Raw genomic sequence first — 25810 nt, forward strand, 5'->3', positions numbered from 1 at the left:
CTCTGTAGTTTGAACCAGTGAAAGGCCGGTCGTCGTTGCCGAGTTCCTGCGGAGGCGACTCGGAAGAAGACCACATGGCCTACGAACTTCGATTTCCTGCTATTTACCTGGAGCCTGATCCGCTCGGCGTACCGTATGGCCCTGACTATGTGCCGGTCGTGCGTGCGGGAGTGGAATCGTCCTATACAACCGACTACCTATTTACCAGTCGAAAGAATGGTCGGACTTGCGACTGTCTAGGCATGGGCGAGAAATGGATGGCTTGGCTCCTTGAGATCTCGCCGTTTGTGCTCGCTTACCGCTGTCAGTATCCACTACTTTTGCAAGCCGGCAGGGATGCCGCGGACGAGTTTGTTTGCGGGATTCGTTCACAGCCACCGAAATTGCGGCGGCGAGACATAATGAGTTTAGACATCGTCGTCACTGGCATCAATAAGCATGACCGGCTCGACTACACGGTTCTCTCCCACAAAACCGAACAGGATCTGGGGAAGCCAAAAGTGAAACGTAGGATTGCCCGCGAACGAACCGAGGCAGATATCGCCGGATACAGGTATATCGTGTTTTCTCGCGACCGCCTGCTCGACGAATGTGGAAAATCAGCGAGGCAAATCAGCTTGTGGGGAGGAAAACTTGACTTCAACTCAGCATCTTCAGTATCCCGAGCGATCGCAGAGATATTCTATCGAGAATATGATTGCCGCCCCCTCGATGCTTTCATGCGCAAAGTCGGTAGACGGCTGGATCTCAGCCTAGATCAGACGTACGAATACTTTTCCGCCGCAGTGAACCTTGGATTTATCTATGTCAATCTGTCATATCCGGTGCGAACTGAATTTCCAGTTTGTTTGATTCAGCCCAACGAAGCGGTGCCGCCATGGATTTCCTATTGTGGGACGGTCAATTACTCCTTGGTAGCCTGAAGGGTTTCCGAGGAAACAATTACTTTCGTACGGTATGGGTTGATAAAAAAAACGATACGGTATTCATCCGGAGGGTCTATCCTGAAGTCCCAGCCAACAGCTCGAATGCGAAGAAATATTCGATCAAGGAGATAGAGGCTCGCTTACGCTCGGGGAAGCTAACTGAGCAGGACGAATGCATTCGACCCGCTAGCATGAGTGAGCGGAAGGATGATGTAAACGAGGAACTCGCGGCCCGCGCGACGCAAGCATACAGACAGCGTCTACTGGGTTCTTTGATTACACCAGAGGGGCGACGTAGGTTCTATACCGATATCCATGAACGATCCAAACTTCTCCACGCGCAGGCTAAAGTATCGGGTGTCTCTATCCAACGCCTTCTGAAGCTGATTACTATCTACGAAAACTTCGGATGTGATTTGGTCGCATTACGACCTTATCCGTTGGCAGAGACTCGGCGGAGGAGAGCAGTGTTGCAGAAAAGAGGCGCGAAAAACGTCTACGAGAAGTGCAACGCCGCGAGCCCTATGAAGGGTTACCCTGTCACAAGGTGGGCATTGCGCCATATTCAATGGGCTGTCTGGAATCTGGTAATTTTGCTGGGCTTTTCGTACGAGAATGCACGGAAAATTATGCATCGGCGATTCTGGCACCAAGACAATGGCGCGAAGTCGGAAGGATCACGTGTGCGTTATCCCGTGAAAGAGTCGAAGATGGTCACGGCAGCGCAGTTTGCCGCATACGCGCGACGGTACAAGAAAAGTCCCGAAAAGCTTAGACGCCTCGTCGGCGCGCGAGAGTGGCGAGACCGGTACGCGGCCGGTCGTGGAACAGCGGCTGACCTCGCGTTGGGCCCGGGGGACATCCTCATTATTGACGGAACGGTTGCGAAGTTCGAAATTGTCGATTCTATCTCGCGTCGCCCGATTGGCCGTCCAACTCTCATGATAGTAGCGGACGACTATTTGGGAACCATTTTGGCGATCCACATCACGACAAAACCGGAAAGTGCGGACACGTACAGGTCTGTTTTGTTCAGGGCGTGCACCTCACAGCGCCGCCTAATGAGGCGATTGGGCTTGCCGGAGAAGTCCTTTGACTTCGATGTGAGGCCAAACGACATTCTGGTTGATCGTGGACCGGCAAACTCGATGAAATTTCGCGAGCCGCTCGTTTCTCCGGACGGTGCTGACATAGCTTTAATGATTGCACCGATCGCCTGCGGTCGCGCCAAGGGGCCTATCGAAGGCTTAATGAATGTGCTCATTCGACAACTGAGAAATTTGCCAGGCGCTTTTACCCGGGAAAGGACAGAGCTTGCAAAGGATGGCCGTCGACGCTCAAAGCTAGTTGCACGCGTGACGCGCAGTGAACTGCTCCGCTATGCGTACGAGGCTGCCAAGGAGTACAACGAGCAGTTGATATTTAAGCGTCACACTCCTGAATCGCGTCGGTCGAAGGAATCGAGGGACAATCCTTCGCGTGAAGTACTTTTCAAGGAGGGAATGTCGCGCCGGAGGGGCGGCGAGAACCGCCGATTTTCGGAAACTGATGCGTATACCGCGTTACTTCAACGGCTTCCGCCACGTAGGATGTCGAAGGAGGGTGTTAGATATCAAGACGCATACTTTACGAGCGAGCGGTATCAACAGGCGTATGAGATGGAGATTTCGAAGTGTCTGGGCGATCCCGGGAAGCTTCCGATGATCACGCCGCTCAAGGATCCGGATGATCCGACTGTTCTTTTTTGGAAGCGAAGTCCCGGTGACATGATTCTTCTTGAATGTTCTCCGACGGATACGCGGCGATGGCACGGATTGCTCCGAGAAGACGTCGAAATTGATCTCCGAATACAAGATCTCAAAACGAAGGTTAGGGACGAGAGGAAAAAGACATTTACAACGCCACTAAAGGGCCTCGTTATGGATGCGTTACTCCAATCTCGACGTACGGTACGGAACCGTGTGCGTTCGGAGGATCAGGCTGCCGCGCGAGCAGCGGAAAAGAGACTTGAGCGCTGCCAAGAAACAGAAGAGGCTCGACTTCACGCCGACCATGTCGCGGCTAGAAGTTGGGGCGGCGATGAGGGGCAGAAAATTGGGAATGTAGAAAATGTCGAATGCCAGCAGAGTAATGAACAACTCAGTGCGGAGGACCTCATGGTTGAGCAACAAGTTCGCGAAGCGAGAGAACGGCTCAAACGGGAACTTCGAGAAGGAATGGATAAGATAATTGGTGGGTCAAAATCATGACAGCCATATTTCACCATAGTAGGCGCTGCACTGGCGACGTCTTGATTAGAGTGGGACCTTGAGACTGCGGTGCGGATTTGATCGACGAAAGCTCATCGATGAGGTTAATTCTATGAGGCACACGTGCGGACGCAAAGCGCTGGTACGTCTTAGGATCGGTGTTGTTGATTGTTTGGCTGGGCAACGAGGCTGTAGATTTCAGCGGCGCGTTCGCCGGTCTCGGCTGCTCGGGCGCACAGACAGTCACGGCAACCGACGCCCGCCCGGCGTAGCTCGCGCTTGACGGGAGGACTGTCGATTGCGCGCTGGCCTTCATCCCAATAGGGTGTGAGCGCTTTCCACCGGTTCAGCGGAAAGAAGATCACCCGACTCGTGTCCGGTTTGCATTAGAGCGCTTCTAGTGTTGCATTAGAGCGTTTCTAGTGTCGTTGTGAGCCGCGCATGGCGTTGATCGGGTACCGGCGCCGCGTGCACTCGGCTAAGAGCACGGCGCTCGTCGAGCGGTTCGCCGTTGGTCGTTGCCTCAATCCCGTAGAGCGCACCGATACGCTCGGGCACTTCGGTGTTCAATGTGTTAGGGCGCGCTGCAAGCAACTCATAGAACTATCGTCGAGCGTCTACCCCAACAAGCCGCCTCCGTGACGCGCCCGGTTCCGTAGATGGCTTAGTAGCCACCCCACATCTTGGCTTGCAGCGTACCATTCAACGATTTGAGGTGCTGCTACCGGCGAATGGCCTTGAGATCCGGCGTATAGACCAAGCGCACCGCCGGCGGACCTATATCGGTCGACGCACGATCATCGCCCAGACCCGCTCAGGTTCCTCGGCAACGCTTTCGCACAGCGACTTCATCTCGGCACCATGCTCTGGAACTTCCCGGTGGATTGTGGGAGTACGTTCAGGGTTTTGCGCGGCAGATGTTCGGGCAGTGGCTCTCTAGTCTTGCTGTGTCACATAATTAGTTGCGCGCCCTATTCCCGTAAAGAGATCCATCGTTGCATGAGCTTTCAGTCCGGCAGGATGCGCAATGTGGTAATGGAATCAGGAATGTGGCGCTGAGCGCGCTGGACTGCTCCGGGGATGTAATCGTGGGAAAGCGCAGGCAGCGCGCGTTCGAAGAAGTTTTTTTATGGCGTCCATCTGAGCGCATCTTGAATCGCTGAGCCATCAGAAACCCATATGCAGCGACACTCAGCGTGGCGGGGTGGGTGAAAGCCACGCCAGCCTCGCCCTTCGTAATGACCGAGTCCGAACTCCCGCTTCAGGTCCTGATAGTCGCTCTCGATGCGCCAGCGCATTTTGGTCACGAGTACAGGCTGCTCCAGTGTCGCCTCCCCGGGGGCGGTAGTGAGAAAGTATTTGAGTGGCTCCGTATCGCCATCGGGCCATTCAATGAGCAACCATTCTTCGTCACGTACGGTACTTCGCCAATAGTCGCGATGTGCGGGACGAACCCGTACGGCGGCAAAGCTTGGGGAAAGTGCTGCGTTGCTAGCTTCCCGCCAGGTAACGGTTTGCCAGGCATTCACGGGTAATTGCATGGCCAGCTCCTTGACCGCGATCGGCTGGTGACCGGGCGCACGGCGCAATAGTGTGGGCGGCTTGCCACGCCCGCTCCAGGGCCTGGGCGGAAGTGGTGCCGTGCCAAGCGCCCAAACTGAGGCGCTAGGTCTGAGCCCGACCGCGTACAACAGACCCAGTTCAGTTACGCCATCCCGGAAAGCGGTTTGATCACCGTACCCGGCATCGGCCAGCACGATGCCCGGTGCAACACCGGACGCCAAAGCCTCGCGAAGTTGTGCCAGCGCAATCTGGGGCTTGGTCTCGAAAGCCAGGTCGTCGGGAATGCCTGCACGACGTGCACGGTCCCGGTCGTCAAGCCATTCCTTGGGGACATACAGCTGCCAGGCAATCGGCAGGCTGCCGCGTTGCGTCGCGATTGACAGGCTCACGGCAGCCTGACAGTCGTCCTGTTTTCCGAGCTGCCCACAATACTGACGTGCGACCCCTACCGAATGACGCCCCTTCTTTGGAAAACCGGTGTCGTCTAATCCAGTAGTAGGCGATTTCTTCAGCTGCGTGCGCGCCTAACGCGGGCATCGCCCATTCGCGTACCCGCTGCAAGACCGCACGGTCAGACCAGTCGGCCTTGGCCACAAAGTGGTGGAGTGACTGATGCTTCGCACTCGCGTGAAAGTGGGTCAATGTGTGCGGCCATTGGCTCGACGCTATTGCGCGACAGCGGCAACACTAGGCCCGAACGGTAACCCTTGAAGCCGGCATGGCGATCGGACTGCCGTAACGCCTGCCCAAGATGATCCTCTGTGTTCCAGGGTCAGTCGTGCGACGGAGACACCCGGCTCACATGCCGGCAATGCAAGTTCTCGCCGGAACTCAAGAGGAGTGGGACGGTATGCGTTCGTCTCCCAGCCTTCGCTTTCGCTATGCGACCCGGTAATCTGTTTGGTAACGCGCAAGGTGGTCACTTTTGGCGCTATCGGCTTCGACGTTACAGCGCAAGCTTCGTCATTGAGCCGACATGAGGGGGTTAGAATCTCATTTCGCGTGTCAGGTAGTGTCCGTCTGTGCACGCGGCTAAGGCCATCCCATCGGCTATTTCGGTTATGCTGCATTGCAGCAAGTGGTTCCAATGGTGTTTTTTTAACTGGCTTAATTGTATTGGAACACGCCGGTGTCGGCATCGGCGTCGAACTGGTGACGATCGGCACGTACATCTCCGAGCTGGTGCCGAAGCAGATCCGCGGCCGCGCGTTCGCGTGCGAGCAGGCGGTCGGCTTCACGGCCGTGCCGGTGGTCGCGTTTCTATCGTTTCTGCTGGTGCCGCGCACGCTGTTCGGTCTGGACGGCTGGCGCTGGGTCGTGCTGATCGGCGCGCATGGCGCGCTATTCGTCTGGTGGATTCGCCGCGCGTTGCCGGAAAGCCCGCGTTGGCTCGCGCAGCAAGGACGTCTCGCCGAAGCCGACCGCGTGATGAACGCGCTCGAGGCGAAGGTACGTCACGAATATGGCCGCGAGTTGCCGCCGCCGGCGCCGCCGGTACCGATCCCACCGCGCGGCAGCTTCCGCGACATGTGGGTACCGCCGTACCGCAGCCGCACGCTGATGATGACGATCTTCAACATCTTCCAGACGGTCGGCTTCTATGGCTTCGCGAACTGGGTGCCGACGCTGCTGATCAAGCAGGGCATCACGATCACGACGAGCCTGATGTATTCGAGCGTGATCGCATTGGCCGCGCCGCTCGGTCCGATCATCGGGCTGTTTATCGGCGACCGCTTCGAGCGCAAGACGGTGATCGTCGTGATGGCCGGCGTCAATATCGTGTGCGGGTTGTGGTTCAGTCAGGCATCGGGTGCGGTGCTCCTCGTGAGCCTCGGGGTGTGCCTGACGCTGGCCGGCAACATCATTTCGTACAGTTATCACGCGTACCAGGCCGAACTGTTTCCGACCAGCATCCGGGCGCGCGCGGTCGGCTTCGTCTACTCGTGGAGCCGCTTTTCCGCGATTTTCACGGCCTTTCTGATCGCGGCCGTGTTGCGCTACTTCGGCACGACCGGCGTGTTCGTGTTCATCGCGGGCGCGATGCTGATCGTGATGCTGGCGATTGGCTTGATGGGGCCGAAGACGAAAGGGCTCGAACTCGAGAAGATATCCGCATAGCGAAGGCCGGCTGTCGAGCCGGCCCGCCGCCATGTGCCGCATTGGCTATGCCGTCAATGGAATGCACGGTCAGAGCGCCGGCCTTCCTGCAAAGCGGGGTCCAGGACTGCTTCAGGTGCCCACAGGACGGATCGACAGCGCGTTCCTGACCGAAGTTACGCCAGGTACCCCTTTCGCCACCTCGGTTGCCCGGTCGCTTTCTGCCTGAAGCGGTACGCTGCCCTGCAGCGTGACAGCACCATCGCGGGCGCGAACTGTGATATTGGCCGTTGAGATGTTCCTGTCTTTCACCAGCGCATTTCGAACCTGACGCTGTAGCGCCCGGTTCGCTGCTTTCATTGACTTGTAATGCGATCGGGCTTCGGGCGTCGTGGTCGGGGCAGACTCAGGGGCGTTAGCGTTGCTCGCCTGCGCATAGGCGTGAATCGAACCCGAAATCAGAAGGGCGGTACCGACCAGTTTGACGGCGTGGATTGCTTTCATGCATCTTCTCCTGTCGTTGCAGATCGTTGGGGCTACAGATTCAGGGATATCACACACACGCCCCCACAATATTTCTGAGGCGGATCAAATGGCACTATAGGACAATAAAGGGTTAGGTCAAGCAGCAATGCAAACCGGCAAATTGCGCGGACAACCGAAGAAATTACAATACTTCAAATTACGATGGCGCTCTGATTCCGTTGATAGGATTTCAAATCGAAACTAAGGATTAGTTTTTTTCCGCCTTTAATCACGGATCACCGGTGCCTGATTGACATTTTTAGCCATCCCCGATGTAGCGGCACAGTTACTCGCGCCGTCGATTTACGCCGGCCTCGAGAGCGCGGAGCATGCGATACGCGACCCGCGCCAACTCGCCCTGCCGCACCTTTGCTGTGCATAACACGCACTCCGATGAAGAGGCCGAGCCCCCGTCCATGGTGAAGTAGGCAATTCGTCCATGCTCGCAGCCGCGCGTTCGCCGCCCCGATCAGAACAACTGCTTCTGCCCCGACATCAGCGTCGTGAAATCGTCGCGTAGCAACGGCAGAATCGCGTCGGCAACCGGCTGCAATTGCCGCGTCAGATAGTGCTCGTAGTCGATCGCCGAGCGCAGCGTTTCGAGCGGCTCGGGGCCGGCCACCGTCATCACGTAGCTGATCCAGCCGCCGTTCTGATATTGCAGCGGACGTCCCTGCCGGCGATTGAACTCATCGGCGACGCGTGCCGCGCGCACATGCGGTGGCACGTTGCGCTCGTAAGCGTCGATCGGTCTGCGCAGCTGCTTGCGATAGACGAGCTGATCGTCGAGCCGGCCGGCGAGCGTATCGCGCACATAGTCGCGCACGTAATCCTGATACGGCTGCTGCTTGAAGATGCGCCGATACAGTTCCTGCTGAAACTGCTGCGCAAGCGGCGTCCAATCGGTGCGCACGGTTTCGAGCCCTTTGTAGACCACGTCTTCGCGGCCGTCCGGCAATACCGTAAGTCCTGCGTAGCGTTTCTTGCTGCCTTCCTCGGCACCGCGCACCGTCGGCATGAAAAAGCGCCGATAGTGCCGCTCGAACTGCAGTTCCAACGCGCTGTCGATACCGAAGCGCGCCGGCAGCTTCTGCCGCCACGCCGCGTTGATATGTTCGACGAGCGCGCGGCCGATGCGCGCGGCGTCTTCCTCGTCATGCGCGTGCCTGAGCCAGACGAAGGTCGAATCGGTGTCGCCGTAAATCACCTCGTAGCCTTGCGCCTCGATCAGCTCGCGTGTCGTGTGCATGATCTCGTGGCCGCGCATCGTGATCGACGACGCAAGCCGCGGATCGAAGAAGCGGCAGCCGGTCGAGCCTAGCACGCCATAGAACGCGTTCATGATGATCTTCAGCGCCTGCGATAGCGGCTTGTTGTGCTCGCGCTTGGCCGCTTCGCGTGCCTGCCACACCTGCGCGACGATCGACGGTAAGCAGTGACGCGTGCGTGAAAAGCGCGCGCCGAGAAAGCCCGGCACCGAGCTCGCGTCGTCGGGATGCAGCATGCCTTCGACCAGACCGAGCGGGTCGATCAGAAACGTGCGGATGATCGACGGATACAGGCTCTTGTAGTCGAGCACGAGCACCGAGTCGTAGAGCCCGGGCCGCGAATCCATCACGAAGCCGCCGGGGCTCGCGGCGCCGGCCACGTCGCCGAGATTCGGCGCGACATAGCCCTGCCGATGCATGCGCGGCATGTACAGATGCGTGAACGCCGCGACCGAGCCGCCGCTGCGATCGGCGGGCAGGCCGGTCACGGTCGCGCGTTCGAGCAGGAACGGCAGCAACTCGGTCTTCGCGAAGATACGCGTGACGAGCTCGCAGTCCTTCAGGTTGTAACGCGCGAGCGCGGGCTTGTCTTCGTCGAAGCGGCGCTGGATTTCGTCCATGCGCTGATACGGATTGTCGATCGCCTTGCCTTCGCCCAGCACCGAGCGCGACACGTATTCGAGGCTGAACGACGGGAAGCTCCACGTCGCCGAACGCAATGCCTCGATGCCGTCGATGACCCAACGACCCGCCACGCCCGCGAAAAAGTGATTGCGCGTGACGCCGTGTTCGCGCCACTCCATCACCGCGCCGCCTCGTCCGATGCGCAGCGGCACGCGATACTGCTCGGCATGTTGTTGCAGTACCTTCAGATCGAACTGCACGAGGTTCCAGCCGATGATCGCATCGGGATCGTGCCGCTCCATCCACTCGATCAGCTTTTCGAGCAACTGTGCGCGGGTTTCGCAGTATTCGAGCTTGAAGTCGATGGCGTCGGTGACGTTGCCGATGTTGCCGATGTTGCCGTTGTTCCCGATGTTGCCATTCGGCGGCCCAAGCATATACACCTGCCGCTCGCCGCAGCCTTCGAGCGCGATCGAATATAGCTCGGCATGTGCGCTCGTTTCGATGTCGAGCGACACGAGCTTCAACGGCGGACGATAGTCGTGGGACGGTTTGAGTTCGCTGTCGAGCCAGGGGCCATCGAGCCCCGGACCATTCTGCTGCGGCACGCCGCTGAACCACACCGGCGCGGTGATGAAGCGCTCCATCATGTAGCGCTCGGGCGGCTGGATATCGGCTTCGTAGACATCGACACCGCCTTCTCTGAGGCGCTTCTCGAAGCCCTTCAATTGCCGGTATTGCGCACAGTAAAGCCCGCTGACCGGCCGATGCTGGAAGTCGCGCAATTCGAGCGAACGCAGATCGAGCGGCGCGTCGCGGCGCAGGATCGTTTCGGCGCGTTCGCGATGTTCGGCCGGAATGAAGGCGACGGACGGCTGAGGGCGCAGACGGATGTGGCGCGGCCCGCTGTCCGTGGCCAGCCAGAACTCGATTTCCGTGCCGGCGGGCGTGTCCCGCCAATGTCGGGTCAAAATGAAACCCTGCTCGAACTCAGTCAAACTTCCACCTTTAAAGCGGCGCAATCGCCTTGCGCGATTTTACCGCCGCAGGCAGGGACTGTTGAACGGGCAATAAAAAGGGCGCTTCGCATTGAAGCGCCCAACCAGCACGGCTTTATCTCTTCAAAGCCGGTTCAGTTCGTTCCCGGTTCGCTCAAGCTTCGAGCGCCAGCGTCGCGAACGTGGCGAGCCAGTGCTCGCCCATGTAGTCGCCGGTCACATGCGGCAGCGCGCTGTGCAGATGACGCTCGGCCGCATCGAACAGCACGGTGCGACGCACGTCGCCGGCGGGCAGCGCACGCGCGAGCGCACGCTGGCACCACGCGCGGCTCAGATTGAGGCCGTCCAGATGCGCGATCTTGCCGTCGCTGCGATCGGTCACGGTGACGGGCTCGAACAGCGTCGCCGGTTTTTTCGCGCCGAGGTCAGGCAGGAAGCGTCCGAACCAGTCGGCGAACTGCGCCGACGGCAACACACGCCGCATCAACTCCGCTTCCATCAGCGACGGCGACAGGAACTCGTCGCCGGCCGGCTCCCACGCCTGACACGCGACGTCGTCCAGATACCAGCGCTCCGCGGTGCTGACGATCAGCGCCTCGAGCGATTCGCGCGAGGTTTGCCGCGCGAAATCGAGCGTCAGCGCGAGCGCGAACGCCATGTTGAAGTGCGTGCCGACGCGCAGCGGATAGGTTGCCTTTGGCAGGAACTCCGCGAAGCGCTCGACGAACGCCTCGGTGAGCGGCGCGAACGTCTTCGCCCAGCGCGCGGCTTCGGAGATTTTCATCGACTGCAACTGCGCGCCGAGCGCGAGCAGCCACGCCCAGCCATACGGCCGCTCGAAGCCGCGGTTGTGCGGCAGCTCCAGATACGCGAGTTCGCCGGCGACGTTCGCCGCGGTGAAATGCTCGTCGACCACGGCGACGATGCGCGCGGCCTCGGGCAGATCGGGGAAGCGTTCGAGCAGATGCAGGATCAGCCAGTAGCCGTGCACGCACGAATGCCAGTCGTAGCTGCCGTAGAAGATCGGATGCAAGGCGCGCGGACCCTGTACGTCCTGCGGTCCTCCAAGCGAATGCGTGAGCTTGTTCGGATATTCGCGCGTGAGGTGGGCGAGCGCGACATTGGCGAATCTGGACGCGAATTCGCGGGTGAGCTGGGTGGTCATCGGCGGCTCCTCAGAAGCGGAATACGAACACGTACAACAGTATGGTGTTGACGATCAGCAATAGTAAAGCGGTCGGCCATTGCGCCTTGATCACGCCGTTCTGGTCCTTCAGTTCGAGCAGCGCGGCGGGGACGATGTTGAAGTTCGCCGCCATCGGCGTCATCAGCGTGCCGCAGAAACCAGATTCTTCGTTTCGACGAAGGGCGCGTACTTGAGCGTCAGCGTACCGACCAGCGTGATCAGAGCACGCGGCCGGTGGTGGCCGCATGCAGGCGCGAGATCAGATGCCGCGCCTGTTGCTTCAGACCGTTGCGTTCGAGCAGCGCGATGACCGGCAGCGTGAGCCAGATCAGGCCCATGTAGCGGTTATCCGCGAATGCCTTGCCGAACGCGCTGACGATCTCCACCGTCTGCAAGCCGGCGGCTATCCCGGTCGCGACGCCCGCGATCGTCACCACCAGCAGCGCGTTGAAGCGCAATGCGAAGCCGAGTACCACGATCGGCACGCCAATCAAAACCCCCATCCGGCTCTCCTTGCTTCGTTTCCCCGACGCATGGCGACGGAATCTAACACGAGACTTTATTGATAAATAGTCGATAAAATCTACTTATCGGGTAAACGCCGAGAAAGTGGCAGCGTGTGCGGGAAACGATCAACCCGCGGTCATGCCCTCCGCCGTCAACTGCCGCAACTGCTCCAGCAGCTTGACCGCCGGGCTCGGCAGAATCCCCTGGCGCCGCCGGAACGCGGTCAACGTGCGCCGCCCGACCACGCCTGGGACGCCGAGCGTATCGAACACGCCGGCCTTGCTTTCGGTCACGTACATCGTCGAAGCCATCCAGCTCAGAAAACCCGAACGCGCGACCAGGCTCTTCAGCGCCGTAACCGAGCGCGTTTCGACGACGACGTTCGGCAGTCCCAGCCCGCGCGCGGCAAACACGCTCTGCATGTGCTCGAACGGGCCGGTGCCGCGTGGCGGAATCGCCCAGCGTTCGCCCAGCGTGTCGGCGAGCGTGAGGTCGGGCTTGCGCCGCAGCGGATGATCGAGCGCGGCGACCACGTAGCTCGCGTCTTCCCAGCGGCAATCGGCGATCGCGGTGATCTCGTCGGTATCGGGCACGGCCATGCTGAGCGCAAGATCGATCTGACGTTTGACGAGCGCATCGGCGAGCCGGTCCCACACGCCCTCGATGATCTCCACGCGCAGGTTCGGCCACTTCGTCAACACGCCGCTCACCGCGAGCGGCAGCACGAGGCTCGCGATGCTGCCGACCGCGCCGACGCGGATCGTGCCGCGCGCGAGGCCGCGCATCGCGTCGATTTCCTCGCGCGCCTGTTCGGCTTCGCGTTGCAACAGGTTCGCGTGCGGCAGCAGCGCCTCGCCGACCGCGGTCAAATGCATGCCGCGCGAATGCCGCTCGAACAGCGGCGCGCCGACCTGTTCCTCGAGACGTCGGATGGTCCGGCTCAAGGCCGGCTGTGTGATGTGCAGCGCTTCGGCGGCGCGTCCGAGGCTGCCGCTCTCGACGATCACCGCGAACGCCTGCAGTTGTTGCAGGTTGTAAGTCATGCCGAAAGGTAATGCCTTTTTGCGAATTGGGCAATTTTCGGCTACCCGGGCGGCCGTGATAATGGCCATTCGATTTTTCGCGCTCACCAGACAGGAGACTTCGCATGACAAGCAGCGCGCCGCGGCAGAATCAGGCACACGCAATAGAACAGAGCACGCCGTGGACCGTACGCGACGCGGTCATCGACTTCGCGCGCCGCGTCGGCATGACGTCGATCTTCGCGAACCCGGGCTCGACCGAGCTGCCGATGTTCCGCGATTTCCCCGCGGATTTCCGCTACGTGCTCGGTCTTCAGGAAGCGGTCGTGGTCGGCATGGCCGACGGCTACGCGCAGACCACCGGCAACGCGGCGCTCGTGAACCTGCATTCGGCGGCGGGCGTCGGCAATGCGATGGGCAATATCTTCACGGCGTTTCGCAACCGCACGCCGCTCGTCGTCACCGCGGGTCAGCAGGCCCGCTCGATCCTGCCGTTCGAACCGTTCCTCGCCGCGACCCAGGCCACCGAATTGCCGAAGCCCTACGTGAAGTGGAGCATCGAGCCGGCTCGCGCGCAGGATGTGCCGCTCGCGATCGCGCGTGCGTACGCGATCTCGATGCAGGAGCCACGCGGCCCGGTGTTCGTGTCGATTCCCGCCGACGACTGGGATCAGCCTGCCGAGCGCGTGGCCGACCGCGAGGTCGCGCACATCATGCGACCCGATCCGGCAATGCTCGAACGCATCGGCACGGTGCTCGACGCGTGCGAGCGGCCCGCGTTCGTGGTCGGTGGCGCGGTCGATCGCGCGGACGCGGCGGCTGAAGTCGTGCGCCTCGCGGAGCGGCATTCCGCGCGCGTCTACGTCGCGCCGATGACAGGACGTTGCAGCTTCCCCGAAACGCACCGCCTGTTCGCGGGCTTTTTGCCGGCGCTGCGTGAGCGCATCGTCGAGTTGCTCGGCGCGCACGACGCGATCTTCGTGATCGGCGCGCCAGCGTTCACGTATCACGTCGAAGGCAATGGTCCGCATGTGCCGCCGGGCTCGCGGCTGTGTCAGTTGATCGACGATCCGGGCATTGCCGCATGGACGCCGCAGGGCATCGCCGCGGTCGGCAACGTGCGGCTCGGCGTGCAGGATCTGCTCGCGCGCGCCGCGCCCAAAGCGCGTGAGTTGCCCGCGCCGCGCGCGGTGGCGCCGCGCGCGCTGCCGCCCGCGCGGGGCGAGCGGATGTCGGTCGCGTTCGCGTTGCAGACACTCGCCGAAGTGCGCGATCCCGATGGCATCGTCGTCGAGGAAGCGCCGAGCTCGCGGCCCATCATGCAGACCTATCTGCCGATCGCGCGCGCCGGCACGTTCCTGACGATGGACAGCGGCGGCCTCGGCTACGGCATGCCGGCGGCGGTCGGCGTCGCGCTTGCGCGGCCGGGCGAGCGCGTGATCGCGCTGATCGGCGACGGTTCGAGCATGTACTCGATTCAGGCGATCTGGAGCGCGGTGCAGATGCAGCTACCGATCACATTCGTGATCCTGAACAACACGCGCTACGCGGCGTTGCAGGATTTCGCGCCGGTGTTCGGTTTCGCGCCTGGCGAGACCGTGCAGGGCACGGACCTGCCGGGCCTCGACTTCGTGACGATCGCGGCGGGCATGGGTTGCCCTGGCGCGCGCGTCAGCGAGGCGACTGAACTTGCCGACGTGTTGCGTCGCGCGCTGACCGAAGGTGACGTGAAAAGCGGTCCCACGCTCGTCGAAGCGATCGTCGCGTAACGGCGCTTCCCATTCACGAAAAGGAGAGAGACCTACGATGAAAAACGTACCGATGCTGATCGGCGGCGAGCAGACACAGGCGCGCAACGGCGCGACCTTCGAGCGCCGCAGTCCGCTCGACGGCGAAGTCGCGACGCTCGCGCCGGCCGCGACCGTCGAAGATGCCGTGGCCGCCGTCGCTGCCGCCGCGGCCGCATTTCCGGTGTGGTCCGCGCTCGGACCGAGCGAGACATGCGCATCTATCACGACGAATCGTTCGGGCCGGTCAAGCCGATCGTGCGCGTGCGTGGCGAGGAAGCCGCAATCGCGTGTGCGAACGACAACGAATACGGCCTGTCGGCGGCGGTGTTCAGCCGCGACACGGCGCGCGCGCTGAACGTCGCTAAATGCATCGAGTCGGGCATTTGTCACGTGAACGGCCCGACCGTGCACGACGAAGCGCAGATGCCGTTCGGCGGCGTGAAGGCGAGTGGCTTCGGCCGCTTCGGCGGCAAGGCGGGGATCGCGGAATTCACCGATCTGCGCTGGGTCACGCTGCAAACGACGCCGCGTCACTATCCGTTCCGATGAGGAGCGTCGCGATGGGCTTGCTGTTCGGCGGCCAGCTCGCCGAAGCGGGCCATCGCGTCGCACCGTACTGCCGACAGCAAAAAAAATCGAACAACGCGCGTGCAGCGCAAACAACGGAGACAGGTTCATGAGTTTCGTTCCTCCCGCTTCGGCCGCGGCCTCGACCGCGACCGCGACCGCGCGCGACGACGCGGCGCTCGCCGGCATCGCGCGCGGCGGCAACACGGTCGACATCGGTCATGCACTCGACGACGGCCCCTACACGTTGCTGCAGAAAATCGCGGTGGTGCTCGCGGCGCTGTCGATCGTCGTCGACGGCTTCGACAGCCAGCTGATCGGCTTCGCGATTCCGATGCTGACCAAGGAGTGGGGCATCACGCGCAACGCGTTTGCGCCGGTGGTTGCGTCGGGGCTGGTCGGCATGGGTATCGGCAGCGCGTTCGCGGGGCTGTTCGCCGATCGCTTCGGCCGCCGCTGGGCCGTGATCGGCAGCGTGTTCGTGTTCGGCCTGGCGACCTGCGCGATCAGTCTCGCGCCGAACGTCGCGGCCATTGCGGCGCTGCGCTTTATCGCGGGGCTCGGCATCGGCGGCGCGCTGCCGACGTCGACGACGCTGACCGCCGAGTTCACGCCCGCGCGTTTTCGTACCTTCGCGGTGACGGCGACCATTCTGTGCGTGCCGCTGGGCGGTATGGTCGCGGGATTGTTCGCCGGCCAGGTGCTGCCGGTTTATGGCTGGCGAGGTCTGTTCGTAGCGGGTGGTGTGCTGCCGCTCGTGCTCGCCATCGTCCTGCTCGCGGCGCTGCCGGAATCGCCGCGTTTTCTGGCACGCCGTCCGCATCGCTGGCCCGAACTCGTGAAGCTGCTGCGGCGCATGGCGCGCGACGTGTCGGCCGATGCGAGCTTCACCGATGTGCGCGAACAAAGCGCTGAGAAACACGTCGGCTTTGCCGCGCTGTTCCGCGATGGCCGTTCGCGCGACACCGTCGCGATCTGGGGCGCGTTCTTCATGTGCCTGCTCGCGGTGTATGCGGCGTTCAGCTGGCTGCCGTCGATGCTGACGAGTGAGGGCTTGAGCGTGTCGCTCGCGGGCTATGGCCTGAGCGCGTACAACCTCGGCGGCGTAATCGGCGCGGTGCTGTGCGCGCTGGCGATCGGACGCTACGGCTCGCGCTGGCCGCTGCTGCTGTGCTGCGCGGGCGGCGTCGCGAGTGCATGGATGCTGCTCGGCGTCAGCGCGACGCAGCATACGGCGTTGATGATCGTCGGTCTCGGCTTGCACGGTCTGTTCGTCAATGCGGTGCAATCGACGATGTACGCGCTGTGCGCATACGTCTATCCGACCAGCGTGCGGGCGACGGGCACCGCGTCGGCACTCGCGTTCGGCCGCGTCGGCGCGATTCTGAGCGCATTCGCCGGTGCCGCGGTGATCACGGCCGGTGGCGCATCGGGCTATCTGCTGATGCTCGGTATCGCAATGGTCATCGTGCTGATCGCGCTGGCGGTGGTGCGGCGGCATATTCCGCGTCGAGGCGCCGCGAGCGCGCGCTGATCGACGCGACGTCTCTCGCGGTGCGTTCGTATCGCGAGGGACTTTTGCGCGCGATCTGATTTTCCCCTTTGCAAGAACCTGTTTCTCGCGCATCGCGGCGGTTTCCACTTGCCCCATGCACGAGCGATGCTATCAACCTCGCTGAATATAAACGGGCAACGCCACTGCATTCGCCGCCGGATTGCCGGCCGCATTGGTCGGCAAATACTGTGTCTGAAACGCGGTAAACATCGCGGCAAACCCATCGGCGCGCTGCACGATCACCGCGCCGTCCTGGAACGCGCCGTTTTCGTTGTAATGCGGGCCGCGCGGATTGCCCTGATTCATGTGAGTCTCGTGAAGACCGTCCTTCTTCGGCAGAAACAGAAAGCCGAACCCATAGACAACGATGCCCGCGGTGGTCGGTGTCCAGAAATCGCGGTTGTGCAACTGGCCGCTGCCGTTGTCGTAGGGCAGACTTTGCGACGGCTTGCTTTCGTCGATGGTGAGGATTTCGTCGATGATGTCGTTGACGTCGGCGCGGTTGCCGTTTTGATCCTCGTAGGGGACCGGCCGCATGCGGTGAATGTCGAGCAGGCTGCTGTCCTGGAAGTAATCAAGCCGTGGAAAGCCGCTCGTGTAGAGGCCGAGGTTCAGGGGCTGCAGTTTCGCGGTGAGTGGATCGGCGAAGTTCAGATCGGCATGGAAGTACACGTCGTCGTTACCGCTTGCGCCCGGTTGCGTCGACGCCGAATTGACGACGATGTTGAATGGTGTGTTGTCGTTGCCAGTCACCGTGATCACATAGTGCGGACTGCCTATATACGAATCTTTGAAGGGCGCCGCGCGCAGCAGTTTTCCCTTGAACATGCAGTATTCGTTCATGACTGAATGACCTTCTCGAAGTTGACGAACGGAAAGCGACGTATCCAAGCATACGGTGCTACACGTCGATAAACAACCGCGCCCGCTGTCATACGCCTGCAATGTTTTTGTCCCAACGCTATTGCGGTGTGCGAGCAATGATCAACGAGCCGGCCGCCCACCGAGCCCGTTTGACCAGCGCAAATGTCATGCCGCCGACGTCGATAACCGGCCATTCGTAGCCATGGTTCGGCCGTTTCGGACACTTGTCAGTAATCAATCGCCCTTTCGTGGACGCAATGCGTTCAGGCAGTCCGACGACAGCCAACTGTAGTGCGAACGACTCTCCATGTTCATGCAGGAACCCTAAGGTCTTACCGTTGTAACCAACGGTAAGGAGACGGCAAATGGCGACATTCCACCTGTCACAACGATGCAATAAGCTGTACCTACGACTTTCGATGTCAGCAGTTGCGGGCGCGGCCGCGCTCGCATTCGCTACGATGCCCACAGGGGTGTCTGCGGCAAGGGACGATCATGCGGCCCAGACCCTAACGCCAATCAAGCATGTGATCATCGTTGTCGGCGAAAACCGAACGTTCGACCACGTGTTCGGCACCTACAAACCCCCGCAAGGCCAATCAGTGTGGAATCTGCTGTCGCAGGGCATCGTCAATGCTGATGGTTCGCCGGGCCCGAACTTCAACAAGGCGCAGCAATACGAAGCGCAACTGGTTGGACCGGCAAAATTCGCGGTAGCCCCGCCGAACAAAACCCCGTACATGCCGCTGCCGGCCCCCAATACCGGCGGTGCGCCGACGGCGGCTAGCGACGCAAGTCCGCCACCTTTCGCGACTCACGATGCGGCCGTGCAGGCCGAAGGCACGGCACTCGAGGCGTCCGACATCGATCAGTTGCTGAGCGGCGCGACCGGACTGCCGAAGGATGTAAAGGATTCGCGGGTGGCCAACTACAACGCGTTGCCGAGCGGTCCATATCTGTTGCAGCCGCCACTCTACGATGCGTACATGGGCGGTCCGGTGCACCGCTTCTATCAGGCGTGGCAGCAAGCGGATTGTGCCGTCGCACATGCGAGCCGCGAGAATCCGAGCGGGTGCCTCGGCGATCTGTTCGCCTGGGTGGAGACCACCATCGGCGCGGGCAGCAACGGCAAGCCGCAACCGACGCCTTTTACCGATCAGACCACCGGCGAAGGCTCGAATGCGCTCGGCTTCTACAACGTGAACAACGGCGACATGCCGTACTTCACGAAACTGGCCCAGCAATACGCGATGAGCGATAACTATCACCAACCGGTGATGGGCGGAACCGGGGCGAACAGCATCATGATCGGTGCGGCTGATGCGTACTACTACACCGACGGCAGCGGCAATGCGGCAACGCCGCCGTCGGATCAGATCGAGAACCCTGATCCGTTGGCCGGCACCAACAACTGGTACACCCAGGACGGTTACTCGGGGGGCAGCTATAGCAACTGTTCGGATCCGGGCCAGCCCGGCGTCGGCGCGATCCGCCAATACCTTGAATCGCTGCCCTACGATCCCAAGCCGAACTGCGCGCCGAAGCACTATTACCTGCTCAACAATTACAACCCGGGATATAACGGCGACGGCACGGTGCTCGACACAACGAAGTCGCCGTTCACGATCCCCCCGTCACCCGTGCGCACCGTCGGGGACACGCTGCTCGATCGCGAGATCCCGTGGAAGTACTACGGGGAGGGCTGGAACAGCTTCATCAAGGATCCGTCGACAAGCGTCTACTGCAACATCTGCAATCCGTTCCTGTACGAGACGTCGATCATGACGAACAAGCACGTCCGGGACACACATCTTGCGGACTTGCCAGACCTGTACGCGGATATCCAGGCGGGCAAGCTGCCAGCTGTGTCGTTCGTGAAGCCAGGCGGACTGCTCGATGGGCATCCGACATCGTCGAAGTTTGGGCTTTACGAGGCATTCGTGAGAAAACTGGTCGACGCGGTGAAGAGCGATCCGAAGCTATGGGCCACTACGGCGATCCTCATCACCACCGACGAGGGCGGCGGCTACTACGATTCCGGCTATGTGCAGCCCGTCGACTACTTTGGTGACGGCTCGCGTATCCCGATGATCGCAGTGTCGAAGTATTCCGCTGGCGGGCGCATTTCGCACGGCTATGCGGATCACGCGTCGTTGGTCAAGTTCATCGAACGCAACTGGGGGCTGCCACCGATTACCGGGCGTAGTCGTGACAACTTGCCGAACCCGGTCCAGCACAGCGACAACCCATACGTGCCGGTCAATGCGCCCGCGATCGGCGACCTGTTCGATCTTTTCGACTTCGACCGGGACTCCGACGAGCACGGGCATCATGACGGGTCGCACCCGGACCATGATGCAGGCAACGGCGGTAAGGGCTGGTGGCCTTTCTGACCATAACCTGGAATGCTCGCGCGACCGGTACAACGTAAAGTAGGACCGCCGCGCGTTCCGGCGGCGGTCACGGGGGGCAGATGATTGGTGCGATCCTGCGGCTGACCGGCGATTTGAAGGCTGTGCGGGCACTCGAGGGCTGAGGGAAACTGAATCGCAACCACGCAGTGCTATCGGATGCCCACCTGTCGCGCGGTCGCATCGATCGCCGCCTCTGCCTTCGAGACGATTTCGTCGATTTCCGGCCGGCTGACCACGAGCGGCGGCGACAGCAACATCCGGTCGCCGCTCGCGCGCATGATCAGATTGCCGTTGAAGCAGAAGTCGCGGCACATCGTACCGACATCGCCGCCATTCGCGAAGCGCTTGCGCCCGAGCGGCTCCTCGGCGAGTTGCACGCCCGCCACGAGGCCCGCGCCGCTGATCTCGCCAACGATAGGATGACCGGCGAACGTCTCACGCAGTTTGTTCTGAAAGTACGGACCCGTATCCACTTTGACGCGCTCCACGATCCCCTCGTCGCGCAGCAGTTTCAGATTCGCAAGCGCGACGGCCGCCGCGACCGGATGCCCGGAGTAGGTGAGGCCATGATTGAAGTCACCGTTGTCGATCAGTGCGCGGGCGACGCGATCATGTAGACCGACAGCCCCCATCGGCACGTAACCGCTCGTCAGTCCCTTCGCGAGCGTGATCAGGTCCGGCTCGAAGCCGAAGTGCTGATGCGCGAACCATTCGCCGGTTCGGCCGAAGCCGCCGATCACTTCGTCCGCGACGAGCAGCACGTCGTACTTGCGGCAAATGCGCTCGATTTCCGGCCAATACGTGTCAGCCGGAAAAATCACGCCGCCCGCTCCCTGGAAAGGCTCACCGATAAATGCGGCGACATTGTCCGCACCGAGTTCGAGAATCTTCGCTTCGAGCTGCCGCGCGCGAGCCAGTGCGAATTCTTCCGGCGTCTGATCGCTTGCCGCTTCGCCGAAGAAATAGGGCTGATCGATATGTACGATGTTCTCGACTTTCGATGGCATCTGCTCGTGCATATAAGCCATGCCGCCGAGCGTGCCGCCCGCGATCGTCGACCCGTGATAAGCGTTTTTGCGCGCGATGACGAACTTCCTCGCGGGCTGTCGTTGCGTCGCCCAGTATTGATGGACGATGCGCAGCACGGTGTCGTTGCCTTCCGAGCCGCTGTTGCAGTAGAAGAAGTGATTGAATGGCGCGGGCGTCAGTTCGGCGAGCAGGGCAGACAGTTCAATCACGGGCGGATGCGTCGTCTTGAAGAACGTGTTGTAGTACGGCAGTTCCCGCATCTGCCGGAATGCGGCGTCGGCCAGTTCCTGGCGGCCGTAGCCGATGTTCACGCACCAGAGTCCCGCCATGCCGTCGATGATCTTGTTGCCCTCCGAGTCCCACAGGTACACGCCTTGCGCCTTGACGATCACGCGAGAACCCGCGCGATTGAGCGAGCCCATATCCGAGAACGGATGGATGTGATGCGCGGCATCGAGCGCGCGGTATTCGGCGGTGCTGCGCGATGTGGCTTGCGAGGTCGGCGCGTCCTTCGTGCCGCCATGCTGCGACGTTTCCTTTTCCGCATACATCAAGTCTTCAGTCTTATAGCTCATACTGCCCTCCGTCTTTTCAAGGTTCTCATTGACCGATTGGCCCGCAGCACTCAAACGTGCAGCAGCAAATGCCGGCGTTCCCACGAACTGATCACGCGGAAAAACGCTTCGTATTCGGTCTCTTTCAAGGCGAGATATGCTCGGACGAACTGTTCGCCGAGTACTTCGGCAATCGGCTCGCACGCGCTCATCGACGTCAAGCCTTCTTCGAGATTGCGCGGTAATTGATAGGGCAGGGCATAGCCGTCGCTCGCCAGCGGTTCGGTCGCGGCGAGCCGCTGCGTGATGCCGAGATAGCCCGCCGCCAAGGTCGCGGCAATCGCCAGATACGGATTGCAATCGACACCCGGAATCCGGTTCTCGATGCGGCGCGCGACCGGCGCGGAATGCGGAACCCGGAAGCCGACCGTGCGATTGTCATAACCCCACGCGACATTGATCGGCGCGGCCATGAAACGCGACAGACGCCGGTACGAATTGATGTACGGCGCGAAGATCGGCATTAGCGCCGGCGTGTATTTCTGCAAGCCGGCGATAAAGCCGGTGAACAGCGAGGTCGGCTCGCCGTCGGCGGCGGTGAAGAGGTTGCGGCCGGTTTCCATATCGACGAGGCTTTGATGCATGTGCATCGCCGAGCCCGGCTCACCTTCCATCGGCTTCGCCATGAAAGTCGCGTACATCTTGTGACGCAACGCTGCTTCGCGCACGGTGCGCTTGAAGAGAAACACACTGTCCGCGAGCTTGAGCGGATCGCCGTGCATGAAGTTGATTTCCATCTGCGCGGCGCCGACTTCGTGTATCAGCGTATCGACTTCGAGTTCCTGCACGTCGCAGTACTCGTAGATGTCTTCGAACAACGGGTCGAATTCGTTGACCGCTTCGATCGAATACGCCTGGCGTCCGGTTTCCGCGCGACCCGTACGTCCGACCGGCGGTTGCAACGGCAGATCGGGATCGCGGTTCATGTCGACCAGATAGAACTCGAGCTCCGGCGCGATTACCGGTTTCCAGCCGCGCGCCTTATATAGATCGAGCACGCGCCGCAACACACAGCGCGGCGAGATTTCGACCGGGGTGCCGTCGAAATGCACGCAATCGTGAATCACCTGCGCGGTCGGGTCGACTGCCCACGGAATCATCCGGATCGTGCTCGCGTCGGGTACGCACACCATGTCGGGATCGGTGACGCCGGTCAGCGAATCGCTTTGCGGATAGTCGCCGGTGACGGTCTGGATCATCACCGCCTGCGGCAGACGCATCGATTCGCCCGATTCGAACTTGCTGCGCGGAATGATCTTGCCGCGCGCGATGCCGGCCATGTCCGGAATAATTGCTTCGATTTCGGTGACATGATGCTTTTTCAGAAATTCGTCGATGTCATGCATGATTGTTCTCTCTGTTCTGGTCCGCGACCTGGGTCATGTGTGCAGGGTTTCGTGTATTCATGCGCTGGCGACACGCGTCGCCGAAGGCGCGAAATATCGCGCGGCGAGGTGGGAAAACGCGAAGGCGAGTCGACGCCACAGCGAATCCGCGCAATAACGCGCAGCGCTTACCCGATTAGAAGCGGTTCGATTGAATCCGTCGCGATGCGCGGTGATCAGTCAGTGCCGCGCGGACGCAAGCAGCCAGCTCGCGAAAACGCGTGCAAACGGACGAATCGAGCAGCGAAAAGAGATGAAAGAGGAGAGGCGCTACGGCAGCAGCGAAGCGACTTCGTCTGTGCGCACCGCGATGAACGCGCGCGTGGAGAGGACGTTGCGGCGTCGAACGGAACGACGCGACAGGACTGTGATGACGGACAGAAAGCGGCGAAACGCAAGGCTGCCGTTGCTGCCGTCGGCGCTGGCGCCGTCAGCGCAAGTACAACGCGCCTGACTGCGATTCCAATTCACCAAAGGGCCTCGGACTCTCACGATGACACTCGACTGACGTAGTTGAGGGTATTGAACGGCCTGTTTCGAATCCACAGCGGATATTGAAGAAACAGGACACGGGTTGATCGAGAAGAAACGGTACTGGACGGTAGTAGCTTAATTCGCCGCGCCGCCCACAAGATCTCCCACTAGCTAGGATATACGAGCTAAAAATGCCGTCAATTTATTTTTAGATTTTGGCAAAGCGGCATCGAGCGTGATGCCGCGTGTTTCGTCTACTGTTCATTCACTCCGCGAGACGTGCGCGCACCGTGTATTCGCCTTCGTTGCCCTTGTCTTCGAGCATGTGTGCCATCGCCATATTGAAGTCGGCCGGCAGTGGCTCGACCGGATAGCCGCGCTTTTCCCACGCATCGAGACCGCCATTCAGCGCGCGCACATGATGAATGTTCTTCCGATGCAATTGCCTGACGATGCGCTTCGCGGTCGCTTCGTTGGGACACACGCAATAGACGACGATCGGCCGCTTCAGGTATTCCGGATGAATCGGATCGGGCGACTCGAGATCGAGCGGCCGGGCGCCGGCAATGCGGTGCGATTCCTTTTCGCGCACGGTGCTCGGGCGCGCGTCGAGAATCAGCGGCGGTTCGTTCGACTTCATCATCGCGTCGAGCTGATGGGCGTAATGCGCGTATGCGCGAGCCAGCGACGAAACTGCCAGCGGCGCAGCCAGCGATACACCAGAACCGCCGCGAAGATCACCGCGCGTCGACGCGAAAGACGGATTTAAGCACAGGTGCCGAGTCGGCGTTGTGAAAGAACGCCGACGAAATCGCGCGCGACCGACGAATGGGCGCGGCGCACGACGCGGCGCGGCCTGCATGCGCCGCGCGGCAAGTGGATCAAACCGGTTTGAGAAGCATGATTTGCCTCGCTTCAGGCGAGGCGGTCCGGCAAGAGGCCCGTTGCCTCATGCATCCTCGGACGGATCATAGGGCACCACGCGCTCATGCTCGTCCGCGTGATTGCGCGCGACGATCGCGCGCGCCGCGGCGTTCGCGTCGAGATTGAACGCCTGATGCGGCACGCCCGGCGGAATGAACAGGAAGTCGCCCGGCTCGGTGATGACCGACTCGCGCAAGCCCGGGCCGTAGCGCGTCTCGATCTTGCCTTCGAGCATATAGATCGCCGTCTCGTAGTCGGCGTGAAAGTGCGGCTCCGCATGGCCGCCAGGCGGGACCACGACCATGTACATCGACAGCCCGGTGCTGCCCGCGGTGCCCGCCGAAATGCCGACGAAATAGGGCAGCCGCTGCATCGTCGCCATTTCCCGTTCGGGCCGCACCTTGACCACCGGGGCCCGCGCGTCGTGCGTAACTTTTGACATGGTCGCTCCTTTCGTCGCCGCCGTGCCGGGCGGCTTCACGCATGCCGAACTGGAAGTCTAGACGATACGGGCGGCAATGTCGGACGTGATCGAGCGGACCTGGTGAGGCGCGAGCGACCGCGAAATCGCGTTGCTACAATGGTCGGCATACCCCGGCAGATATCACGGAGACAGCGCATGGCCACGCTTCAGCCCATCAGCCGCTACCCGGTCCCCGAGCCGAGCGAGTGGCCCGAAGACATCAGTGCCCGCATTCTCGAAGTGCAGGAGAAAGCGGGTTTCGTGCCGAACGTGTTTCTGACGCTCGCGCATCGGCCCGACGAATTCCGCGCGTTCTTCGCTTATCACGATGCGTTGATGCTGAAAGAAGGCGGTCTAACGAAAGGCGAGCGGGAGATGATCGTGGTCGCGACGAGCGCGGTCAACGATTGTCTTTACTGCGTGGTCGCCCACGGCGCGATTCTGCGCATCTACGAAAAAGCGCCGCTGCTCGCCGATCAGGTCGCGGTCAATCACCGCAAGGCCGACATCACGGACCGCCAGAAGGCGATGCTCGATTTCGCGCTGAAGGTGTGCCGCGCGTCGGGCACGGTCGACGAAGAAGACTTCCAGACACTGCGCGGCCACGGCTTCACCGATGAAGACATCTGGGACATCGCGGCAATCACCGCGTTTTTCGGGCTGTCGAACCGGATGGCCAACGTGATCGCGATGCGTCCGAACGACGAGTTCTATCTGATGGGGCGTGTGCCGAAAGCCGCGGCGGATACACCGAAAAAGTAGCCTC

The 25810-nt window shown here is 61.3% G+C and carries 16 protein-coding genes and 6 pseudogenes; 9 read left to right on the top strand and 13 right to left on the bottom strand.

The genetic code is table 11. The features are described 5' to 3' along the window. The first annotated feature begins 74 nt into the window (after positions 1-74). Both HDG33_RS18995 and HDG33_RS19000 read left to right on the top strand, forming a co-directional pair. Positions 75-923 (top strand): TnsA endonuclease N-terminal domain-containing protein, encoded by an 849-nt coding sequence (locus HDG33_RS18995; protein ID WP_184032106.1) that lies wholly within the window; start codon positions 75-77, stop codon positions 921-923. Continuing rightward, positions 878-3175 carry a hypothetical protein gene (locus HDG33_RS19000; protein WP_184032107.1) on the top strand — a complete coding sequence of 766 codons (2298 nt, stop codon included), beginning with the start codon at positions 878-880 and terminating at the stop codon, positions 3173-3175. The genes HDG33_RS18995 and HDG33_RS19000 overlap by 46 nt, the downstream gene beginning before the upstream one ends. Positions 3176-4182: 1007 nt before the next feature. On the opposite strand, the pseudogene HDG33_RS19005 reads toward HDG33_RS19000, so the two are convergent. After that, positions 4183-5495, bottom strand: a pseudogene (locus tag HDG33_RS19005) (IS701 family transposase); the annotation flags it as partial. Between the two features lie 368 nt (positions 5496-5863). Between HDG33_RS19005 and HDG33_RS19010 the strand changes: the two are divergent. Beyond that, positions 5864-6856, top strand: a pseudogene (locus HDG33_RS19010) (MFS transporter); the annotation flags it as partial. Positions 6857-6967: 111 nt separating this feature from the next. On the opposite strand, the gene HDG33_RS19015 reads toward HDG33_RS19010, so the two are convergent. The 6 genes and pseudogenes from HDG33_RS19015 to HDG33_RS19040 form a co-directional block, all read right to left on the bottom strand. Further along, positions 6968-7339, bottom strand: coding sequence for a BON domain-containing protein (locus HDG33_RS19015; RefSeq protein ID WP_018423351.1), 372 nt, complete (start codon positions 7337-7339; stop codon positions 6968-6970). 490 nt (positions 7340-7829) lie between these two features. Beyond that, entirely contained in the window at positions 7830-10250 is a 2421-nt protein-coding gene (locus HDG33_RS19020) for a DNA polymerase II (RefSeq protein WP_184032108.1), read from the bottom strand. 154 nt (positions 10251-10404) lie between these two features. Then, positions 10405-11415, bottom strand: a complete 1011-nt coding sequence (locus HDG33_RS19025; protein ID WP_184032109.1) for a DUF2891 domain-containing protein — start codon at positions 11413-11415, stop codon at positions 10405-10407. Positions 11416-11425: 10 nt separating this feature from the next. Next, a pseudogene (locus HDG33_RS19030) lies at positions 11426-11599 on the bottom strand (5-oxoproline transporter, DUF979 family subunit); the annotation flags it as partial. Positions 11600-11657: 58 nt separating this feature from the next. Then, positions 11658-11939: pseudogene (locus HDG33_RS19035) on the bottom strand (5-oxoproline transporter, DUF969 family subunit); the annotation flags it as partial. A 129-nt stretch (positions 11940-12068) separates the two neighbouring features. Beyond that, positions 12069-12986, bottom strand: coding sequence for a LysR family transcriptional regulator (locus HDG33_RS19040; protein WP_184032110.1), 918 nt, complete (start codon positions 12984-12986; stop codon positions 12069-12071). A gap of 104 nt (positions 12987-13090) precedes the next feature. On the opposite strand from HDG33_RS19040, the gene mdlC reads away from it, so the two are divergent. The 4 genes and pseudogenes from mdlC to HDG33_RS19055 all read left to right on the top strand — a co-directional run bounded on the left by mdlC (position 13091) and on the right by HDG33_RS19055 (position 16856). Continuing rightward, on the top strand, positions 13091-14734 hold the full coding sequence (mdlC, locus tag HDG33_RS19045; protein WP_184032111.1) for a benzoylformate decarboxylase: 1644 nt from the start codon (positions 13091-13093) through the stop codon (positions 14732-14734). A 52-nt stretch (positions 14735-14786) separates the two neighbouring features. Then, positions 14787-14881, top strand: a pseudogene (locus HDG33_RS38325) (hypothetical protein); the annotation flags it as partial. 48 nt (positions 14882-14929) lie between these two features. Next, positions 14930-15304 carry an aldehyde dehydrogenase family protein gene (locus HDG33_RS19050; protein ID WP_311548349.1) on the top strand — a complete coding sequence of 125 codons (375 nt, stop codon included), beginning with the start codon at positions 14930-14932 and terminating at the stop codon, positions 15302-15304. Positions 15305-15431: 127 nt separating this feature from the next. After that, positions 15432-16856 carry an MFS transporter gene (locus HDG33_RS19055; RefSeq protein WP_184032112.1) on the top strand — a complete coding sequence of 475 codons (1425 nt, stop codon included), beginning with the start codon at positions 15432-15434 and terminating at the stop codon, positions 16854-16856. A 132-nt stretch (positions 16857-16988) separates the two neighbouring features. Here HDG33_RS19055 and HDG33_RS19060 read toward each other — a convergent pair whose 3' ends face one another. Then, entirely contained in the window at positions 16989-17720 is a 732-nt protein-coding gene (locus tag HDG33_RS19060; protein WP_184032113.1) for a DUF2278 family protein, read from the bottom strand. A gap of 548 nt (positions 17721-18268) precedes the next feature. On the opposite strand from HDG33_RS19060, the gene HDG33_RS19065 reads away from it, so the two are divergent. Continuing rightward, entirely contained in the window at positions 18269-20134 is a 1866-nt protein-coding gene (locus tag HDG33_RS19065) for an alkaline phosphatase family protein (protein WP_184032114.1), read from the top strand. Between the two features lie 170 nt (positions 20135-20304). On the opposite strand, the gene HDG33_RS19070 is transcribed toward HDG33_RS19065, so the two are convergent. The 5 genes and pseudogenes from HDG33_RS19070 to HDG33_RS19085 form a co-directional block, all read right to left on the bottom strand. After that, entirely contained in the window at positions 20305-21759 is a 1455-nt protein-coding gene (locus tag HDG33_RS19070; protein ID WP_184032115.1) for an aspartate aminotransferase family protein, read from the bottom strand. A gap of 50 nt (positions 21760-21809) precedes the next feature. Further along, positions 21810-23144, bottom strand: a complete 1335-nt coding sequence (locus HDG33_RS19075) for a glutamine synthetase family protein (RefSeq protein ID WP_184032116.1) — start codon at positions 23142-23144, stop codon at positions 21810-21812. A 309-nt stretch (positions 23145-23453) separates the two neighbouring features. Then, a complete protein-coding gene (locus HDG33_RS37480; RefSeq protein WP_260330502.1) occupies positions 23454-23657 on the bottom strand; it encodes a hypothetical protein in 204 nt (67 codons plus the stop codon). 265 nt (positions 23658-23922) lie between these two features. Continuing rightward, positions 23923-24401: pseudogene (locus tag HDG33_RS19080) on the bottom strand (rhodanese-like domain-containing protein); the annotation flags it as partial. Between the two features lie 205 nt (positions 24402-24606). Beyond that, positions 24607-25023, bottom strand: coding sequence for a cupin domain-containing protein (locus HDG33_RS19085; protein WP_184032117.1), 417 nt, complete (start codon positions 25021-25023; stop codon positions 24607-24609). Between the two features lie 177 nt (positions 25024-25200). Between HDG33_RS19085 and HDG33_RS19090 the strand changes: the two genes are divergently transcribed. Then, entirely contained in the window at positions 25201-25806 is a 606-nt protein-coding gene (locus HDG33_RS19090) for a peroxidase-related enzyme (protein WP_184032118.1), read from the top strand. The last annotated feature ends 4 nt before the right edge of the window (positions 25807-25810 follow it).

This window comes from Paraburkholderia sp. Cpub6 (genome assembly GCF_014201065.1).
GTDB lineage: Bacteria > Pseudomonadota > Gammaproteobacteria > Burkholderiales > Burkholderiaceae > Paraburkholderia > Paraburkholderia tuberum.

What these genes read in the sequence shown, in the direction of transcription:
- mdlC (WP_184032111.1), top strand. Translation starts at nt 13,091, where the DNA reads ATGACAAGCAGCGCGCCGCGGCAGAATCAGGCACACGCAATAGAACAG.
- HDG33_RS19075 (WP_184032116.1), bottom strand. Translation starts at nt 23,144, where the DNA reads ATGCATGACATCGACGAATTTCTGAAAAAGCATCATGTCACCGAAATC.
- HDG33_RS19070 (WP_184032115.1), bottom strand. Translation starts at nt 21,759, where the DNA reads ATGAGCTATAAGACTGAAGACTTGATGTATGCGGAAAAGGAAACGTCG.
- HDG33_RS19025 (WP_184032109.1), bottom strand. Translation starts at nt 11,415, where the DNA reads ATGACCACCCAGCTCACCCGCGAATTCGCGTCCAGATTCGCCAATGTC.
- HDG33_RS19060 (WP_184032113.1), bottom strand. Translation starts at nt 17,720, where the DNA reads ATGAACGAATACTGCATGTTCAAGGGAAAACTGCTGCGCGCGGCGCCC.
- HDG33_RS18995 (WP_184032106.1), top strand. Translation starts at nt 75, where the DNA reads ATGGCCTACGAACTTCGATTTCCTGCTATTTACCTGGAGCCTGATCCG.
- HDG33_RS19090 (WP_184032118.1), top strand. Translation starts at nt 25,201, where the DNA reads ATGGCCACGCTTCAGCCCATCAGCCGCTACCCGGTCCCCGAGCCGAGC.
- HDG33_RS19055 (WP_184032112.1), top strand. Translation starts at nt 15,432, where the DNA reads ATGAGTTTCGTTCCTCCCGCTTCGGCCGCGGCCTCGACCGCGACCGCG.
- HDG33_RS19000 (WP_184032107.1), top strand. Translation starts at nt 878, where the DNA reads ATGGATTTCCTATTGTGGGACGGTCAATTACTCCTTGGTAGCCTGAAG.
- HDG33_RS19040 (WP_184032110.1), bottom strand. Translation starts at nt 12,986, where the DNA reads ATGACTTACAACCTGCAACAACTGCAGGCGTTCGCGGTGATCGTCGAG.
- HDG33_RS19015 (WP_018423351.1), bottom strand. Translation starts at nt 7,339, where the DNA reads ATGAAAGCAATCCACGCCGTCAAACTGGTCGGTACCGCCCTTCTGATT.
- HDG33_RS19085 (WP_184032117.1), bottom strand. Translation starts at nt 25,023, where the DNA reads ATGTCAAAAGTTACGCACGACGCGCGGGCCCCGGTGGTCAAGGTGCGG.